At 49.0% G+C, this 17360-nt stretch carries 16 protein-coding genes; 5 read left to right on the top strand and 11 right to left on the bottom strand.

Annotation, left to right across the window (positions count from 1 at the left end; all coding sequences use genetic code 11):
• Positions 1-124: 124 nt before the first annotated feature.
• Positions 125-1582, top strand: coding sequence for a PPC domain-containing protein (locus tag AACR41_RS07105; RefSeq protein WP_030007147.1), 1458 nt, complete (start codon positions 125-127; stop codon positions 1580-1582).
• A gap of 9 nt (positions 1583-1591) precedes the next feature.
• Here AACR41_RS07105 and AACR41_RS07100 read toward each other — a convergent pair whose 3' ends face one another.
• The 3 genes from AACR41_RS07100 to AACR41_RS07090 are packed head-to-tail and all read right to left on the bottom strand — an operon-like array spanning position 1592 to position 4179.
• Complete coding sequence (locus tag AACR41_RS07100) at positions 1592-2509, bottom strand: oxidoreductase (protein ID WP_030007146.1); 918 nt, start codon at positions 2507-2509, stop codon at positions 1592-1594.
• Complete coding sequence (locus tag AACR41_RS07095) at positions 2499-3671, bottom strand: hypothetical protein (RefSeq protein WP_030007145.1); 1173 nt, start codon at positions 3669-3671, stop codon at positions 2499-2501. Before AACR41_RS07095 ends, AACR41_RS07100 begins: the two co-directional genes overlap by 11 nt.
• 34 nt (positions 3672-3705) lie before the next feature.
• On the bottom strand, positions 3706-4179 hold the full coding sequence (locus AACR41_RS07090) for a cupin domain-containing protein (RefSeq protein ID WP_052349666.1): 474 nt from the start codon (positions 4177-4179) through the stop codon (positions 3706-3708).
• Positions 4180-4491: 312 nt separating this feature from the next.
• Here AACR41_RS07090 and AACR41_RS07085 point away from each other — a divergent pair, with 312 nt between their 5' ends.
• Entirely contained in the window at positions 4492-4842 is a 351-nt protein-coding gene (locus AACR41_RS07085; RefSeq protein WP_152550995.1) for a hypothetical protein, read from the top strand.
• Positions 4843-5005: 163 nt separating this feature from the next.
• Here AACR41_RS07085 and AACR41_RS07080 read toward each other — a convergent pair whose 3' ends face one another.
• The 4 genes from AACR41_RS07080 to AACR41_RS07065 all read right to left on the bottom strand — a co-directional run bounded on the left by AACR41_RS07080 (position 5006) and on the right by AACR41_RS07065 (position 8970).
• Positions 5006-5368 (bottom strand): hypothetical protein, encoded by a 363-nt coding sequence (locus tag AACR41_RS07080; protein WP_030007142.1) that lies wholly within the window; start codon positions 5366-5368, stop codon positions 5006-5008.
• A gap of 491 nt (positions 5369-5859) precedes the next feature.
• On the bottom strand, positions 5860-6393 hold the full coding sequence (locus AACR41_RS07075) for a hypothetical protein (protein WP_030007140.1): 534 nt from the start codon (positions 6391-6393) through the stop codon (positions 5860-5862).
• An 84-nt stretch (positions 6394-6477) separates the two neighbouring features.
• Positions 6478-7941, bottom strand: coding sequence for a phosphoglucomutase/phosphomannomutase family protein (locus AACR41_RS07070; RefSeq protein WP_030007139.1), 1464 nt, complete (start codon positions 7939-7941; stop codon positions 6478-6480).
• A gap of 42 nt (positions 7942-7983) precedes the next feature.
• Positions 7984-8970 (bottom strand): hypothetical protein, encoded by a 987-nt coding sequence (locus tag AACR41_RS07065; protein WP_030007138.1) that lies wholly within the window; start codon positions 8968-8970, stop codon positions 7984-7986.
• Positions 8971-9313: 343 nt separating this feature from the next.
• Here AACR41_RS07065 and cysC point away from each other — a divergent pair, with 343 nt between their 5' ends.
• Positions 9314-9847, top strand: coding sequence for an adenylyl-sulfate kinase (gene cysC, locus AACR41_RS07060; RefSeq protein WP_030007136.1), 534 nt, complete (start codon positions 9314-9316; stop codon positions 9845-9847).
• An 81-nt stretch (positions 9848-9928) separates the two neighbouring features.
• Here cysC and AACR41_RS07055 read toward each other — a convergent pair whose 3' ends face one another.
• Together AACR41_RS07055 and AACR41_RS07050 are read right to left on the bottom strand one after the other, a co-directional pair.
• Positions 9929-11158, bottom strand: a complete 1230-nt coding sequence (locus tag AACR41_RS07055; RefSeq protein WP_030007135.1) for a CCA tRNA nucleotidyltransferase — start codon at positions 11156-11158, stop codon at positions 9929-9931.
• Between the two features lie 88 nt (positions 11159-11246).
• Positions 11247-12500 carry an RNA-guided endonuclease InsQ/TnpB family protein gene (locus tag AACR41_RS07050; RefSeq protein WP_223209923.1) on the bottom strand — a complete coding sequence of 418 codons (1254 nt, stop codon included), beginning with the start codon at positions 12498-12500 and terminating at the stop codon, positions 11247-11249.
• Between the two features lie 288 nt (positions 12501-12788).
• Between AACR41_RS07050 and trhO the strand changes: the two genes are divergently transcribed.
• Positions 12789-13685, top strand: a complete 897-nt coding sequence (trhO, locus tag AACR41_RS07045; RefSeq protein ID WP_030007133.1) for an oxygen-dependent tRNA uridine(34) hydroxylase TrhO — start codon at positions 12789-12791, stop codon at positions 13683-13685.
• A gap of 276 nt (positions 13686-13961) precedes the next feature.
• A complete protein-coding gene (gene cysH, locus AACR41_RS07040) occupies positions 13962-14711 on the top strand; it encodes a phosphoadenosine phosphosulfate reductase (protein ID WP_012307111.1) in 750 nt (249 codons plus the stop codon).
• A gap of 167 nt (positions 14712-14878) precedes the next feature.
• On the opposite strand, the gene rplI is transcribed toward cysH, so the two are convergent.
• Together rplI and AACR41_RS07030 are read right to left on the bottom strand one after the other, a co-directional pair.
• Positions 14879-15337 (bottom strand): 50S ribosomal protein L9, encoded by a 459-nt coding sequence (rplI, locus tag AACR41_RS07035; RefSeq protein WP_012307112.1) that lies wholly within the window; start codon positions 15335-15337, stop codon positions 14879-14881.
• A gap of 57 nt (positions 15338-15394) precedes the next feature.
• A complete protein-coding gene (locus AACR41_RS07030; RefSeq protein ID WP_030007132.1) occupies positions 15395-16954 on the bottom strand; it encodes a diguanylate cyclase in 1560 nt (519 codons plus the stop codon).
• Between the last annotated feature and the right edge of the window lie 406 nt (positions 16955-17360).

Here is a 17360-nt window from a genome sequence, read left to right as displayed (position 1 = left end):
AACAATTTAATTGTTAAAGTCGCAACAAATTTAGCCAGTAGTCAAATAGATTGACTATTCCTAAAAAGAAGCTTTTTCTAAATCTCAAAGCAATGTCCCCATTCTCAACACAGGGGGAAGGCAAATGAAGATTCAACAGGTTGCTAATTTTAGTGGTCGGACTGTTTTTCTCGGAGCCCTACTGATGTTCCAAGGGGCGACCCTCACCGCAGCCAACCCCTTCGATAATCTCGAAAATCGCTGTTTTGAGCAAGTTTGTGACCAGTACAACTGTCGCCTTGTGGAAGTTCCCTGTAGTCAGTCCAGTTCCCAAAATACGTCCCAGGAAGATGGCGGTGATGTGGCCCTTTCCTGCGGGAACTATGGTTTACCGTTTCAGGGGCCTTTAGAATGGACGCCCTACCAAGAAGCTCTCAATGATGGCCCCCAAAACCCTGGGCCTGTGTACGTCATTTTTTCAATGATCACCTCAGAAATGCGGCCTAACTGGACTCAAAATAATGGGATCTGGGAAGTTGCTGGCCCCTTTGATCTCAGGGCGGGCAAGGGTTATCTGCTAGAATTTGGCCCCCAAACGCGCCAAGTGCGGATGATTGAAGGCCCGCTGCCCTACTATGTCGAAGGAACCGCCAGTTGGGTACAGGTGCGAAACACCGACACGTTCCGCAACAGCTACGCCTATTGCATCGTTTCAGCCAATAAATATAACAGCGCCACCCAGTCATCTACACCGAGCCAGACCCAAACAGGCGCAAATTCAAGGCAATGGCGAGGCACCTTAACGAGGAATAGTCGGGTTTTTGACGATGGGACATTTTACAATGCGCATCTATTTACGGGGCAAGCCGGAGATACGATTCAAATTACCCTTGAAACCCAAGCTTTTGATGGATTGTTGATTTTGGTTGATCCCCAAGGAGAAGCAATCGCACAAATTGATGACAACTGGAAAGGCGAGAAGGAAACATTAGTCATTAAACTACCCGATACGGGGGAATATACCATCGTTGTTAATAGCTATGAAGCCGGCGAAACAGGGGACTATCTTCTCAGTCTCAATCAAAATAATTCCGCTGCCCAAGCACCAACAGCCTCCCCAGAAGTGGCCCTTCAAGAAGTAACTCTTTTTGATAACAATAATATTTATGGTGTTCGTAATAGCCCAAGCGGTGCCACACAGTTTTTTTTACCGAATGCGGCACGGTTGACCTATTTCATGAACTACCATTGGAACGATGCCCGGGGTCAAGCTCCTGGAACAATGTGGCTGACCCATCAGGACGGCACCACCTATGGCCCCTGGCAAGCGACGACCCAACCGGGTCAAGGGGGCGTGCCCAATGCCTATTGGATTGTGCGCCCGAATGTCACCCTCAAAGCAGGCAACTATACCATTGGCGACAGTCATCCGAGCAGTTGGGCGAATAATCAACAATCGGGATTTAAGGGTATGTCTCTGCTCAAAGGCGTTTCGCTCGGTAGTGCCAATGGTTCTACTGGGAATGCTGGGAACGGCACAATCGATTGCAGTCAACTGGAAGGACTAGACCGCATTTTATGCGAGCATGACCCACGGAATTAACCATCGTCGTTAGTCTGGGATCGTCAATGGACAGTTGATCAGCGTTTCAGAAGTCTCCCATAATTGCTTGGCGATCGCCTCGTCCTTGGCTTGGTCTGATTTCTCAACGCGTCCTGGTTTGCCGGACATCTCCCCAAAGCCCTGGGGGCCAAAATAGTCGCCTCCGGTTGCCGTGGGTTCGAGGGCAGCCATCAGGGTGGGTAATGCGCCTTGTTCGACGGAATTTGCGAAAAAAGGTACAAAAATCAAACGGATTAGGCCCGCTAAAAATGCCGGAATGTAGCGGCCAAGTTCCGTGGGGGCGATGCCTGGGTGAGCCGCCACCGAGAGAATGTTTTTATTTTTTGCTGCTAGCCGCCGTTGCAACTCCACCGCAAACAGTAAGCAAGCCAACTTGCTCTGGCCATAGGCCGCTGTCGCCGAATAGTTTTGCTCGGACTGTAGATCTTGAAAATTGATTTTGCCGAATTTATGGGCGTTGCTACTGAGCGAAACAACCCGTGATTCTGCGGTGTCGGGCATCAGATCAATTAAGAGCGCCGTTAAGAGAAAATGGCCTAAATAATTCACACAAAACTGACTTTCAAAACCATCTACCGTTTGGCTATAGGGAGGGAACATAATGCCCGCATTGTTGATGAGGAGATTTAAAGTTTGATGCCGTTGACGGTAGGCCGTCGCAAATTCTTTAACAGAGGCTAATTGACTCAGATCTAACGCCATTGTCTCCACGTTAGCGTCGGGGATCTGCTGACGGATCTCAGTTGCGGCCGCCGCTGCTTTGTCCATGTCCCGACAGGCCAAAATCACATGACAGCCTGTTTTTGCCAAACCGAGGGCTGTTTCAAAGCCAAGCCCTGTATTTGCGCCGGTAACGATGGCTTTTTTGCCTTGTTGTGAAGGCAGGCTATCGAGCTTAAAGGTCATTCAAAAATATCTCCATTAAATTTTGCTGGAACGGCACTGGTTCAAAGTCGATTGTAACGGGTTGAATTTCTGGGGGGTGGGCATCGAAACGGGTGTGGGGTGAAAAATCCACCAGGCGATCGCAGCTTATAATCCCCTGGTCGGCTGCCCTTAACAATGGGTCTGGGTGATAAGTCTGCAAAAAATCCATCAAGGTCGTTTCTAGCTCAGTCTGTAAAACCTCTTGGTGCCAGAGGGCGTGGTTCAAAAAAGGCACTAATAATGCCAGCAAATCCCGCGTGACCACCACGGCCATCTTGGTCTCATCCTTTAGGCAAGCAAAACTTTTGATCAATTGACCGTCTGTTCCTATTTCACAGCCCGTTTGACCCCGGTCCCACACCTGATCATCGATTAATAACGACCCACCACCAAAATCTTCCTCAAAGGGAAAATGGGTGTGGACACAGCCTACCGAATAGCCAGAAGGTTCATTGCGGCCGAAGTAGGCAAAGCGATAACTACAAATATCTTCGATGAGCCATGTGTCCGGGTGTCTTTGGGTATGGGCCTTAGAAAAAGAGTCTTGCAGAGTATGGAGGGCGGCCCCGATAAATTTGAGACCCGTCATTTTTCGGTGTCGCTGCTCGAAACTTTCGGAGTCTGGCGGCGGAGACAATGGCCCGGCCATGGAAGCAACGCCATGGATAATTGTGTCTTTGATGAAATTATGGGATAACCCACAGGATTCATGGGCGCTGACGGATTCTTCTTGGGCGTTCCCCTGATAATTGCGCGTGAAGTTTGTAATTTGGGAGCGATTGTCATCGTGGCGAATCATGCCCGCTAATAATTCATCCCGTTCCGCTTCAGATAGAACTTCCCAATCTTCTGGCCCGACTAAAATTTGCATCAACTGCTCAGCAAAGGGACGATCTAGCCCCGGAAAATCTACCAGGGTATTGCCATTAAATAAAGGATGGGCTTGACGATCAATGGAGCCGACGGGCGTGCCATAGAAGTTGCGCGTCAGGGGATCGGGACTTGTTTGCAATTGTTCAAGGGCAAAAAGGGTGAGGTATTCGTGGCCGGGAATTAAGTGGGTCATAAAGGCTGCGGCTTTGGTCCCCTGGGCAAGCCAGACTAGCACCAGACCCCCAATGAATCGATTCAATAATTTCATTATCTCAAGCTATTTTTGCCCCAGGATGGAGAACTTATTCTTCACTTTCTACTAGGATACGCTCTGGCTCTCCTTTTACATGCACCCGAAAGACAATAGCTCGCCCACCTTCTGGGCCTCCTTGGGGAGCGTGCTGGGCATAGGGCGGGATCACATAGGTATCGCCTGCTACAAGAATTTGGTTGGGTTTTCCGGTTTCGATATGAATCACAGAGCCTTCGAGCAGATAGATAAATTCTTCACCGGGATGGTAATGGAGGGGCAAGCTTCCCCCCGGCGGAATAATCACGTCTGAGATAATCACTTCGAGGTTTTCTGCCATGCTCACCGGTGCCCGTAACATTGTATTTGGCCCCGGTGGTAAATCTACACCAGTGCTTTGTTGGGCAATCTCAGATGGATGGGAGAAATGTTCAGGGGGATGGGCTTTGACTAGAGCTTGCTGGGTGAGCACACTGGCGATCGCCAAGGCAAAACCGGCACAAAATTTTCCACGAATTGTCGCCATCGAATTTTTCTCCCAAGCATTAGGACTATGGCCAAAGGATAGAAGAAAAAACTTTTCCCAGTAGCAAACTGAAATAACAATTTAAAGTTGAGTTGCAAAGCGCCCAGAAACAGACACCCTATCAGTGCTTTTTCTGTCGGTTATGATCGAAACAGACCCACACCAGATATCACCAAGCAGTTCTTTTCACTTTACGACTCCCTGCCCCCTTGAAGCCACTTGTCGCTGGGTCATACTGCATCGGGATTAATACGCCGCAACTAATCCCCAGTATCGACTGTTTTACAACTGAATAAAAAGAGGTAGCCTCTGATGAAAACACTCACTTTCCTAATGATTCCGGCAATGGCCTTGTCCTTAATGCCGCAGTCCGTTTTAGCCTGGAACGCTTATCATCTCTATAACAAAGATGGGAGAGATATCTGGGCCATTGAATGCGCAGACGGCACACTCCACAGCTATGCAGGCAGCTCCAGTGGCCTCGGCACCGTGGGGCCAGCCCTTTGTGAGGATCATGGCGGCATTGCCAATCCTGGTGGTGACCCGCAACCAGTCCCCGCAACAGTTCACGAAGTAGATTCCTCCTTGGGTGATCCAAAACCAGAACCGACTCCCCCCAATTCACGACCCCAAACCTTTGAAAACTGGCACTTTACACCATAATCAATAGGACGTTTCTGAAGATTTTTTAACTCAACTATCCACCTTCTCATCATGCGTGGATAGTCTGTTTTTTAGGGGGCAATCCACCATTTCAAAGACATATATCAACCATAAAAAACCGCCCTCAAGGGACGGCGCTTTTTATTACCTAGATGACCGAACTCTATCTAAGCCGAGGCGGAATATTTTGTCGGGTATCTGCACTCTGAACAGGATTAGCACACTCAGGATTTGGATTATTCAAACAAAGATGATTTTCAGACAAATGACGATGCTTGCCTGGCCCATGTTGTTCTGCGGCTTGTTCCCTGTCTAAGGCATGCATTTGCCCTCCCATACCCATTGTCAGAGCTTCCATGGGGAAAGCACATTGTGGACTGGGATTGTTTACACAAACATAACCAGCAGGCTGCATATACAGGAGTTTCCCCTTTGCCTCTTTTGTCCGTGACATCTCGTTAGCTTGTGCCATATTTCCCAAAAGAACAAAAATACTAGCGCCGACAAATAAGAACATTTTATTCATGTCAATTCTCCTTTATTTGTACTCGAACTAATAAGCTGCATCTTAAAAAAATGCATTGCATAAAGAGTAATCAAGTCAATTAATTTCGGAGACGCAGCAAAGTATGGACGTAACAAGCTACCTTCGTTTTTTCTTCCACTTAACTTCAGAACACAGATTAGATCAAAAATTAAGTGAGATCCCCAAAAACGAAATATTAATTTTTTTAACTGTACCAAGGGACTGGCCTTTGCATACATTCATTTTACAGGCTAAATTTCAAAAAAAAGAGAATCCAATATTAAAAAAAGTAATTTTTTGTTGAATTAATAAGTCTTGAATAAAGTTTTGGTTAGATATCTGAGCCATAGCATCTTTAGATATATAAATAAAATACTTTATAGTTATATAAAATAAGCGTTTTTTTGACTTTAAGAATGATGATCTAACCTCTTGTGGAGATGATCGTCGTCATTGAGATGAGAAACGTGGCGATCGCCTTAGAAAGAGTCCTAGGTAGAACAGGTCGCATGGAAATCGCGGAGCCAAAGTTTAACAGCTTGGCCCACGGAACCTCGGGACGCATCACGGGGAGGGTTAGCTGGTTGGCTAGGATCAGGATTGGCAAGGCTAGAAACGACATTGGCGATCGCCCAGCCATTTTTCGTAGGGGTTAGAAACAACCAATAGTAGTTTTCAAAGCTGATTTTTTGACTGTTGTTGTATTGGGTTTCTAGAGTGGTGAAAAAAATCTGCTCTGTGGTGTCAGGAACCGTCGGCGTATATTGACGATTTTTGAGGGGCAGAGGAGTTAAATTTCCTGGACTGGCGATGACAATATAACTAAAACTATCTTCAGTACGGTCTAAATTACGCGCCCGTTGAATGACCCGATTACCATAGCTGGGTAGATCTTCCAGGAGTTGGGGCACAATTTCTGTTAAGGGGGCGTTGCACTGGGGTTGGGCGATCGCCTTCGTGGAGTAGATCCCGAAACTGCCGCAAATTAATGTGAAATAAATGGCGAAGGAGCGATTGAACATCATATTTTCAGTAGTGCAAAGGCGTTAGCTCGGCAGTGAACCCAGGCAGAGCAGGGAGAAATATTTCATCTTCCCTGTCTGTTTAGTTTAACCTTCGGCTTGGTCGGCAGCCTCAGCCCAGGTTTTCGCCCAGGTCAGGATTTCTCGTACGGCTTCAGGATTGGCCGCTTCACTATATAACCGCAGTACAGGCTCGGTACCACTGAAGCGAATCAGCAACCAACTTTGATCAGCAAGGCGGAATTTATAGCCATCTTTGGGGTCGCAGTGAATTACGTCACGATTGGCGATCGCCTTGGGGGGATTTGTCGCGAGGATTTTTAATAGGCGATCGCGGCTGGAGAAATCCCGCAAATGTAAATCAATGCGGTCGTAAGCTCCATGAAAATCAGCTTTGGTTTGCAGAGAATGGTAAAGCTCGCCGAGGTCTTGATCGAAGGTGGCGATCGCCTCTAGGAGATACAATGCCGCCAGCAGCGCATCCCGTTCGGGAATGTGGTGGCCGTAGCCAATGCCGCCGGATTCTTCGCCACCAAGAAGCACCTGGGTCTGTTGCATTCGTTCGGCAATGTATTTGTAGCCGATGGGTGTTTCAAAGACTGGCAAACCGTAGTATTCGCTCAAACGGGGGATTAAATCAGAGCCGCTGACGGTTTTTACCACTTCCCCTTGATATTGGCGATTTTGGGACAAATGGGCCAGCAAAATTGGGATTAACTTTTGGGAACTGAAAAACTTACCATCCCCAGCCACAGCAGCAATGCGATCGCCATCACCATCAAAGACAAATCCCACCTGAATTGCCTCTGCATTTTGATCATGGGCGGCGCGAATGGTGCGTTGCAGTTGAGACAAATGTTTTTCTAAAGGCTCTGGTGGGCGGCCGCCAAACAAAGGATCTGGCTCACAATGGATTTCTTGGATCGCCGCATTGAGTAACTGTGTCAAACCGCCCGCCGCTGCGCCATACATTACATCGGCAAAGACCTGGAGACGACCAGCGGCGATCGCCTGGCGAATTTTTTCTAAATCAACCAGTTGCTGTAATCCGGCGCAATAGTCCTGCCAGGGATCGAAATAATCTAAACTGCCCGTCGTTGAATGTTGAGGATCAATCCCGGCTTCCAGTCGCGCTTCAATCTGAGCCGTAATTTCTTCGGAAACCGAGCCGCCAAAAGCCCCTTTCACTTTTAATCCTAAATAACCCGCTGGATTATGGCTGGCCGTTAAGGCGATCGCCCCTAGAGCCTTGTGGTGGTGGGCGGCATAGCTCAGGGCTGGGGTTGGCGCAAAACTATTGGCTAGAAGTACGTGAAATCCTTCCCCCTGGATCGCTTCGCCGGCGGCGAGGGCAAATTCGTCTGCGAGAAACCGCCGATCATAGCCGACGATTACCGTGTTATCAATGGCTTGGTCTGCGAAATTTTCTTTTAAAACATGGGCTGTGGCGATCGCCACCCGTTGCACCCGTTCAAAGGTAAAATCCGCCGCAATAATGCCACGCCAACCATCTGTGCCGAACCGAATCGGCTGTTGATTCCCAAACGCCAACACAATCTCTGCCTCAAAAACTTAAAAACGTCCTTTAGCAGTTTAATTGCTGGGGAAGTCTTGACCAACATAAACGGTGCGCGTCTGACCAGCCCGCTCCAGGATGACTTGGTTACTCTGGGCGCCAATCAGCTTCCAACTGCCACTACCCAACTCTTCACCGAGACGGAACCGTTGGGTGGTGCCATTGATTTTGAATAAAGCTTCGGAGCGATCGCCCGCTTCTAAAACCCCCACGAGGCTATACATCGTCTTTGGCGCTGCGGGGGGCGCAGGTACATCGTTGACGGTTGGGGTCACCGCACGGGGTGCAGGGGGCGGCACGATGGCTAAGGGAGCTGAATTTTGTTTTGGCGGTGGTGGTGGGGCGATCGCCACGGGGGGTTCAACACTTGGCGGTGGCGGTAAGAGGGCTAAACCCTGGGATAAGTTTGCGCTGCCATTGGTGCCCGCATTCGGTGGATAGACCGGAATATAAATGCGTTCAATGACCTGTGGCCCGGAATTCGCCTCTGATGCTGGTGCTTCTGTATCCGCTTGGCGGTCAATATTGTCGAGCGCTCGCTGAATATAGTTCGCAAATTCTGTCCCCGGCTCTGGGCTTTCTGGGGGGACTGTCTCCGTCGCCGGAGGGGTAGAACGACTGAGGAATTGCGGCATTTTTAACTGGTCATTCGCCGCTAACCACAGAATACCGCCCACCAAAGAGGCACAGGAACAAATGAATAGAAGTCGCTCTGTGTAATAGCCCCAGCCCCGTTTGACCACCAATTCTGCGTCGATTTCCTCTGGTGGAAAGGGGGGTTCTTCAGGAGGCGGCCCCATGAGGTCTCCCTGGGTGACTAATACCGATTGCATCGGTCTGATTTCTGGCTCTGGCGATCGCCTAAAAGATTGGGGCGGCTGGCGATCGCCTAAGAGCTGATCGATATCCGCAAACACATCATCCATGAGACGGTTAGCCTCTGCTTCAGCAGACCAAGAATCAGATTCTAGGGAATCCAAGGAAGTTGTGCGCAGTTCGTTCATATCACCAAGAGGGGGGCAGAAAAATTGCTTTTAATTGTAATCAGGATCTCGCCACCTAACCGTGCCGAAATTAGCGATCAGCCCATGGTGCAGCGTCGAGATTGATGCCACATGTTCAAGATGTGGAAATATCTCTACAATCCTAATGCCCTTTGGCCAGGACGCAACCCCAAGCTTGCTTTTTTTCACAATTAGTAGCTGTAGGCCGTCGGCGGCAACAAAAGACAATCCCGAAAGAAGCGGCTGATCTGGTTTAGAACGCGCCACAGTGAGGAGATAAATTTCAAAAAAACCCTTCTCCCATTAAACTGTTTATGTTTTGTTTCTGAGGGAAAAAAGTCACATGGAGCATCGTGGCGTCACAGTTTGGTTCACCGGTCTAAGTGGTGCAGGGAAAACCACCATTAGCCATGCCCTAGCGGAACGTTTAAAAGCGGCTGGCTGTAAGTTAGAAATCCTGGATGGCGACATTGTCCGGACAAATCTCACCAAGGGCCTAGGCTTTAGCAAAGAAGACCGCGATGAAAATATTCGTCGAATTGGCTTTGTTTCCCATCTGCTCACCCGCAACGGCGTGATTGTCTTTGTTTCTGCTATTTCTCCTTACCGGGAAATTCGCGAAGAAGTGCGGCAACGAATTGGTGATTTCGTCGAGATTTTCGTCAATGCCCCCCTCGAAGAATGTGAACGGCGGGATGTCAAAGGTCTTTACCAACGGGCAAGAGCGGGTGAAATTAAAGGTTTTACCGGGATTGATGATCCCTATGAAGCCCCCACGAATCCTGAAGTGGAGTGCCGCACTGACCTCGAAGAACTTGAAGAAAGTATCGAAAAAGTGATGGCGAAGCTCACTGAACTGGGCTACATCACCCCTTAATTTTGATTGCAGTCCCACAATTGCATAATCTAAAGGTGCAGTCCAGGATGATGCTTGGCTGCATTTTTTTGTGTTTCGTGGCTAGTGCAGTTGCGATCGCCCCCACTCGATCGCTTCGGCTTTGGTGTGAATTTTTCCTTCGACATGGGCCACTTGGATTTCGGTGAGTAGATGGCCAATTTGGGGACTGGGGGAAAGGTGCAACTCACGGATGAGATCCTTCCCTGATAAAAGCGAAACCGGATGGGCGACGGGATCGTGGGCGGTGAAATACCGTTGCAGTAATGGCGCTAACGAGTCACTGCCGAGGCCAAAACTCCGGGCAACCAGGGCAAGGATCGGAAAAGCACCCTTAACCGTTTGGAAGAAAAAATATTGTTCTCGCAGGCTCAGGGGTTGCGCTTGGCTGGCCAACAGTTGGGGGAGCATTTCGATGACGGTGCTGACCGTGCGCAGTTCGTACCGGGGATATTTCAAGCGGGCGATCGCCTGTTGGGCTTTTTCGGGATCGCTGCCCACCAAACAGGCCAATTTCCCCAGGGCGAGCCAAGCTGTCTCCGTGGCAAATTCGGGGTAGACTGCGGCGAATTCCTGACCAATGGCCGTTAACCTTTGCATGCGGTCTAAGCTCGTCTGATCCGCTGCGGGCAACCAATGGGCCAACAAGCCATCCTGGAAGGCCAACTCTAGCCAGCGATCGCCTTGTGGGTGGTGCAACAAATAGTTCAACTCATGCTGAATTCGTTCCGCTGCAATATTTTTAATTAAAGGGGCCAATTCCCGGATTTGTGCCCTGGTGGCCGCATCTAAGGTAAAGCCCAACTGCGCCGCCTGGCGATAGGCCCGCAATAACCGCAGGGGGTCGTCGGCCAAATTTTCCGGCGTCACCATCCGCAACACCTTATTTTCCAAATCAGCGAGGCCATTGAGGGGATCGACTAAGCAATCAGAACGGATATGGTAGGCGATCGCATTTACGCAATAATCCCGCCGCCGCAAATCCCGCTCTAGGCTGTCCCCTTCCTGTTGGGCAAAATCCAACGTTCCCTGCCGGAAGACCACCCGGGCAATTTGGCGCATCTCATCGAGTACCACAAAACCCGCTTGATATTTTTTTGCAATGGCACGGGCCGTTTCCACTGCCTTTTTGGGAACGACGAAATCAAAATCAATATAATCACTTTGGCGCTGCAAGAGGGCATCCCGCACGGCACCGCCCACCAAGCAAGCCTCCGCTGGCAATTCCGCCACAGAAAATGGCAAAAGGCGTAAAAATTCAGCTAAACGCTCCTTGGGAGAGTCCAAAACCATCAATGACGAAACCCGATTAGAATAAGCACGATTAATGAGAATATCATTCCCCCTCCGATTATGGGTGGGGAAAATGAACTACTCCAGTCTAAGAGGCATGGAGTTTCCGTCGTTTCATCGTCCCAAGTTGCCTCATGCTTCCACAATCAGTAGTTCTTGGCGGCTCCGCGACTAAAGAGGCCAGTTCCTGACCCCTTGCCCAGGCTAAATTGACCTGAGCAGCATTGATATCTCTATCTTCTACATGGCCACATTTCGGGTTTGAGCAAATATGTACCCTATTCGCCAATGTCTTTGGCGTTAACTCCCAACATTTAGCGCAACGCTGTGAGGGCTTTAGTTTCCGGGTAGGAGACTCTACATAGAATCCACCCGCCTCTGCCAGCTTGTATTCCAGCATTGAACCAATCATGCCGAAGCCAACCGAGAGAATGGAGCGGTTAAGCCCTGTTTTTTGAGCTTTCCGTTTGCTGCCTTTTTTGGCTTTGCGGGTCATGTTTTTGACGTTTAACTGCTCACCTGCAACTAGGCTATTACCGCTGACTATGTTGCTTGTGATTTGATGCAACCAATCTTCGCGCTGACGGGTAATTTTGCGTTGCCGCATTGACACTTGTCGTCTCGCTTTCCGCCACCGCCGCGATGCTTTAACTCGCTTATTTCGGTTTGGTGCACGCTTCCGTCTGAGTTGCTTGGATGCTTGCTTTACGGCAATCTCACCGACTTTGATAAAGTCAGGCTTTGATATTTGCTCCCCTGTAGAAAGGGTAATCGCTTCCTTGCAACCCAAATCAATGCCAACAGACCCACCCTCGGTTTCCCGCTTGGGTTCACATTTGACGGTGATTGAGGCATACCATTTCCCCTGACGGCAAAATATCGTACAGGTTGTTGGTTTCCCCCAGGTACGCGCTTTTCCTCTCATCGGCATTCTGCCTAAGTTGCTTAACTTGAGGAAGCCATGCTCACCGTCTGTTTCTACCTGCCAACCTGCTCCACAAGGATATGTCCACCCCGAATATCTCCGAGATGCCTTGAACTTTGGATATCCCCCCAATCCCTTGAAAAATCGGTTGAACGCAAAGTCCACTCGCTTTAACGTTGCCTGCAACGCATGGGAACCTAGTTCCTTAAACTCTGGCCACACTTTCTTGAACTCCGGCAGACTATTTTGCTGCTCAAAGTAATCGACTGCATGGTTGAACTTTTGGTACTGGGTTTTTCGATTGGCAATTGCTGCGTTGTACAAACTGCAATGTAAACGCCGCCAATAATGCAGCTTCTTTTCCTGCTGGCGATTTGGGTAGATTTTGTAAGTGACGCGGCGTGTTAGCATGCTCATACTGTAATGCAAACGTCATTATATGACTACCAAAAACCTAAATGTCCGAATTAGTGATCGCGAATGGCAACTGTTGGAGCAATACTGCAAAAAACATCAAAGAAGCAAGACTGACGTAATCAGGGAATTTATTCGTTCTCTAAGTTCGCATTGATAGACTGTTTCCGCTACACTTCAACAGTCGCGCTATCCTTCCCCACCCTAAGAAGATAGAGACTGCCGCACTTTAGTTCAAAAGCGCAAAAACACAGGCTAAAATAGGGTCTGCTGTTTGAGGGCACCGACCAAATGAAGGACTTTGTTGTCATCACCTTTTATAAATTTTTCGACTTTCCTGACTACAAAGAACGGCAACAACCCATTTTTAACTTTGCCGACGAACAAAACATCATTGGCACTATTCTGTTGGCCCACGAAGGCATCAATGCCACCATTGCAGGGACCCAAACAGCCCTCGATGCCATGGTGAACTTTTTGCATCAAGATCCTCGCCTCGCAGATCTCACCTACAAAGTTTCAACGGCCCCCAAGCAGCCCTTTAAACGTCTCAAGGTCAAACTCAAACAGGAAATTGTCACCCTAGGCCAGCCGAACGTTGATCCGAACAATACCGTCGGCACCTACATTGACCCCAAGGATTGGAATGACTTGATCCAAAATCCGGATGTGACCCTCGTGGATACCCGCAATGATTATGAAGTGGGCATCGGTACGTTTAAAGGGGCCATTAACCCCAACACCAAATCCTTCCGCGAATTTCCCGATTATGTCGCCGAAAATCTAGACCCCCAGAAAAATGCGAAGGTGGCGATGTTTTGCACGGGGGGGATTCGCTGTGAAAAGGCGACTTCCTACCTTTTAAACCAAGGGTTTCAGGAGGTTTACCATCTCAAGGGCGGTATTTTAAAATATCTCGAAGAAATCCCCGTTGCAGAAAGCCTCTGGGAAGGGGAATGCTTTGTGTTTGATGAGCGGGTCACGGTTAAGCATGGTCTAGAAACGGGTCACTATGAACTGTGCTATGCCTGTGGCCATCCCATTGATGCTGAGGATAAAACGTCGGTGGATTATGAGATTGGCGTGTCTTGTCCCTATTGTATTGAAGCTCTGACCCCGGAACGACGATCACGCTTTGAGGCAAAATGGCAACAACGGCAACAGATGAAAGCCTGCCAAGCCAGTTAGATCGTTAGGGAATCCACAGCAGAATTGGGGAACTTCTCGACTACAATGGGGCTAATTCTTTGCCAGCATTCATGACGTAACGACATTGACGCGTTGATTTTTGGTGATTCCTAAAGGTATCGAATCTTTGGCGATCGCCCCTAGTCAACCGCACCATTTACTAAATCACCCTTACTTACCCGTAAAAGTATGCCACAACTGCATCTTTCCCACCTCAACCCCCGCGCGCAAACCGCCAACCCCCAAGCACAATCAATGCCAATGGGAGATGTTCAAATGGGTGGGATGATGCCAGATCTTGATTTAGCGACCGTTAACGAAAAACTCAGCGAAGCTAATGCCGTTGAAGTCGTCCAATGGGCGTCCCAAACCTTTCCTGAAGGACTGATCATGAGTACCAGTTTCGGGATTCAGTCGGCGGTAATGCTCCACCTCGTCACCCAGGTCATCCCGGATATTCCCGTCGTTTGGATTGACACTGGCTATCTCCCAGAGGCCACCTATCGCTTTGCTGAAGAATTAGGCGATCGCCTCAACCTCAACCTCAAAGTCTATCAGTCCCCCCTCAGTCCCGCGCGGATGGAAGCCCTCTACGGCAAACTATGGGAACAAGACAACATCGAAGCCTTTAACCGCTACGATTACATCCGCAAAGTCGAACCCATGCAACGGGCCCTCAAGGAATTAAACGCCAAAGCCTGGCTCGCCGGACTCCGCAAAGGCCAAACCGACCACCGCAAGACCCTCGGTTACGTCGCCAAACAAGGCAAGCAGTACAAAATTCACCCAATTTTGACCTGGACTTCTAAGGACGTTTATGAGTATCTAATGGCCCACGATCTTCCTTATCATCCCTATTTTGATAAAGGCTATGTCACCGTTGGGGATTGGCACTCTAGTCGGCCCTTGATGGCAGGCGATGAAAGCGAACGGGATACCCGTTTCCGGGGCCTAAAACAAGAATGTGGCTTACACCTTCCCAGCACCTCCGAAGAAGCCCAGAGTTTAGACTCCAGCGGCCTCTGATCAATCAAGTGGCGGTAGTCGAGTTTGCCATGGCAAGCCCTAGACAACAGAGCAATTGTCCATCCCAGAGACTAAAAAAAGGCGAATCATTATTGATTCGCCCTTGGGGTTAATAATTTGATTGGATGACAAAAAATAAATGCCGCAATCCTTTGGTTTAAAGCTATCTAGAGGGGGATTACGTCGAATTGAACCGTTGCGGTCACTTCGGGGTGCAATTTAACCTGGGCTTCGTAGCTACCAGTTTTGCCAATTTCAGGGAGCGTAATGCCACGACGATCTACATCTTGGCCTGCTCTTTCTTTGATGGCGTCGGCCACATCCTGGGTGGTTACGGTACCGAAAATTTGATTTTCTTCACCAACTTGCTTGCGGATAATGAGTTTACCCACGGTTTTGAGGGCAACTTTACGCGCTTCGGCGTCCTGGAGTTCTGCAAGCAGACGTTGACGTTCTTTTTCGCGGCGCTGTTCAACTTGGCGAAGAATGCCGGGGGTGGCGAGGGAGGCAATGCCTTGGGGGAGGAGGTAGTTACGGGCATAGCCGGGGGCAACTTCAACGAGGTCACCATTGTTGCCTAGCTTGCGCACGTCCTGATTTAGGACTACCTGTAAACGCTTACTCATAATATTGACAGAATAATTTTTTCTATAGAAATCTGTTAGCTTCCAGAACTTTAAATTCTACAAGTTAAGGGATTGTTTAGGCAAATAGTCCGGATCTGTGTTCTGTTTTGTGGTATTGGGGCGGGGGTTGTCGTCACCGGCAGATTGTCGCCCTTGTTTCCGCTGCCGCTTATTCCGATACATTTTCTCGTCAGCCTGTTTCAACAGGGTGCGTAGGGAAGCATTGGCTGGAAATTCGGTATAACTGGTGTAACCAGTACTAATAGAAAGTTGGTAGGGGCGCTGTTGTTGTTGGTTGAAGTTGGCGATCGCCGCTTGGAGACGTTGGCAAATCAGATCCGCTTCTGCTTGGTTCACCGGCGCAAAACAGGTAAATTCATCGCCCCCCAGCCGGGCCAGAATATCTGCCCTCCGGAAGCTGTCCCGCAGAATCTGGGCTGCATCGACAATGACGCGATCGCCTACCCCATGGCCCAGGTGATCATTAATCATCTTTAGATTATCCACATCGAAGAAAAAGAGCGAAAAAGGCAACTTTTGACGCTCCAGCAAGGATAATTCCTGTTCGACGAGCATAAAGAAACCCCGACGATTGTAAACGCCTGTCAATTCATCCGTGAGAGACAGTTGACGAATGCGATTTTCAGCTTTTTTCCGTTCCTGCACCTCTTGACGAAGTTTTTGATTGAGGCGGTCTAGTTCCTGGGTGCGCTCTTTGATTTGCTGTTCTAAAAAACTCACAAGCCCGTACATCTCATTTTGGTTCATCGCCTCCAGCAAATTCGATTGGGTCACCAACCCCAGGAGTTCGTGGTGCTCCCCAACCACAATCAAGCGGTGGGTTTGGTGCCGTTCCATCAGTTGTTTAGCCTCGATCAAAGAACGATGCACCGCAATTTTGGTCGGCCGGGTCATGGTCTGTTCCGCTGTGATTTGTTGCAAATCCACATCCAGGGAACGTAAATGTAAAATATCCTGTTCCGTGACAATTCCCAGGGGAAACCAAGCCTGTTCGAGGGTCGGATGGGGTTTAACAATGACAATTGAACCCACACGGCATTCCATCATCACCTTAGCCAAGTGCCACATGGATTGTTGGGGGGCACCGTAGACCACGCGACTCACCATCACTTCTGTGACAAATCGCAGGCGCAGCAAATGCACCGGTTCAATGACACCACGCAATAAGCGGTGGGTGATTAAACCAAATAGCTTACCTTCTGTGTCTAGAACTGGTAAGTGACGAATCCGATGTTTTTGCAACAGTTGAGAAATATGCAGGGGTGTTAAAGACTGATCCCAAGTCAGAGAGATGACAGGGGTCGTCATAATTTGCTTTAGGGTGATCTGCTGCCAATTTTGATCCAGGATGACCCATTTCAAGAGGTCGCGTTCGGTCACAATCCCCTGTAACTGTTGGCCTGCCATCACGAGAATACAACTGGCGCGGCTACTATTGACCTCTAGGGCATCGCTTGTTTTGTCTTGTAACTCACAGGTGCGCTTTAAACTCGCCATGGTGTTTGCCGCTTCAAGCAAGGTGGTCTCCGCCGCGAGCATAATGGGGTCTTTAATGAGGCATTTTTCAACGGATTTGTAGGAAGTGAGATCAAGCATAGGTAAAACGCGACAAAAGTTTGCCCTGAAGAAAAAATGACCTGTTGCAATGGGCCACAACGACTCAAGCAACTGGAATGAAGGTGCCTAGAAGTATTTATGACTCTTTTGTCCATCATAGGCGGGCTATGGATCGGTTGGGGGTTTTCAGCAACGAATCTTGAGCGCTGTTGAGTAGTACCCTGTTTTGTGAATTGCTCTGCTTGGGTGTTGCTCAAGTGCAAGTGTAGAATTTTCCTCGGTCCAAGCTGTTCCCCAGAAAAAACTGAAAATACAAATTTCCCCTCCTGGTGCGAGAGGGTTAATGCAGAAATCATAACGATCAGTGGGCGATCGCCTAGAAAGACAAATAATTATTGACGTTTCTTGGACTGGGAACCGTAGTAGGAATAGGAATAAGAACTGC

It is taken from the genome of Picosynechococcus sp. NKBG042902 (assembly GCF_963864045.1).
GTDB lineage: Bacteria > Cyanobacteriota > Cyanobacteriia > Cyanobacteriales > MRBY01 > MRBY01.
The sequence above is the reverse complement of the archived record's forward strand: the minus strand, read 5'-3'. Positions and strand labels throughout refer to the sequence as shown.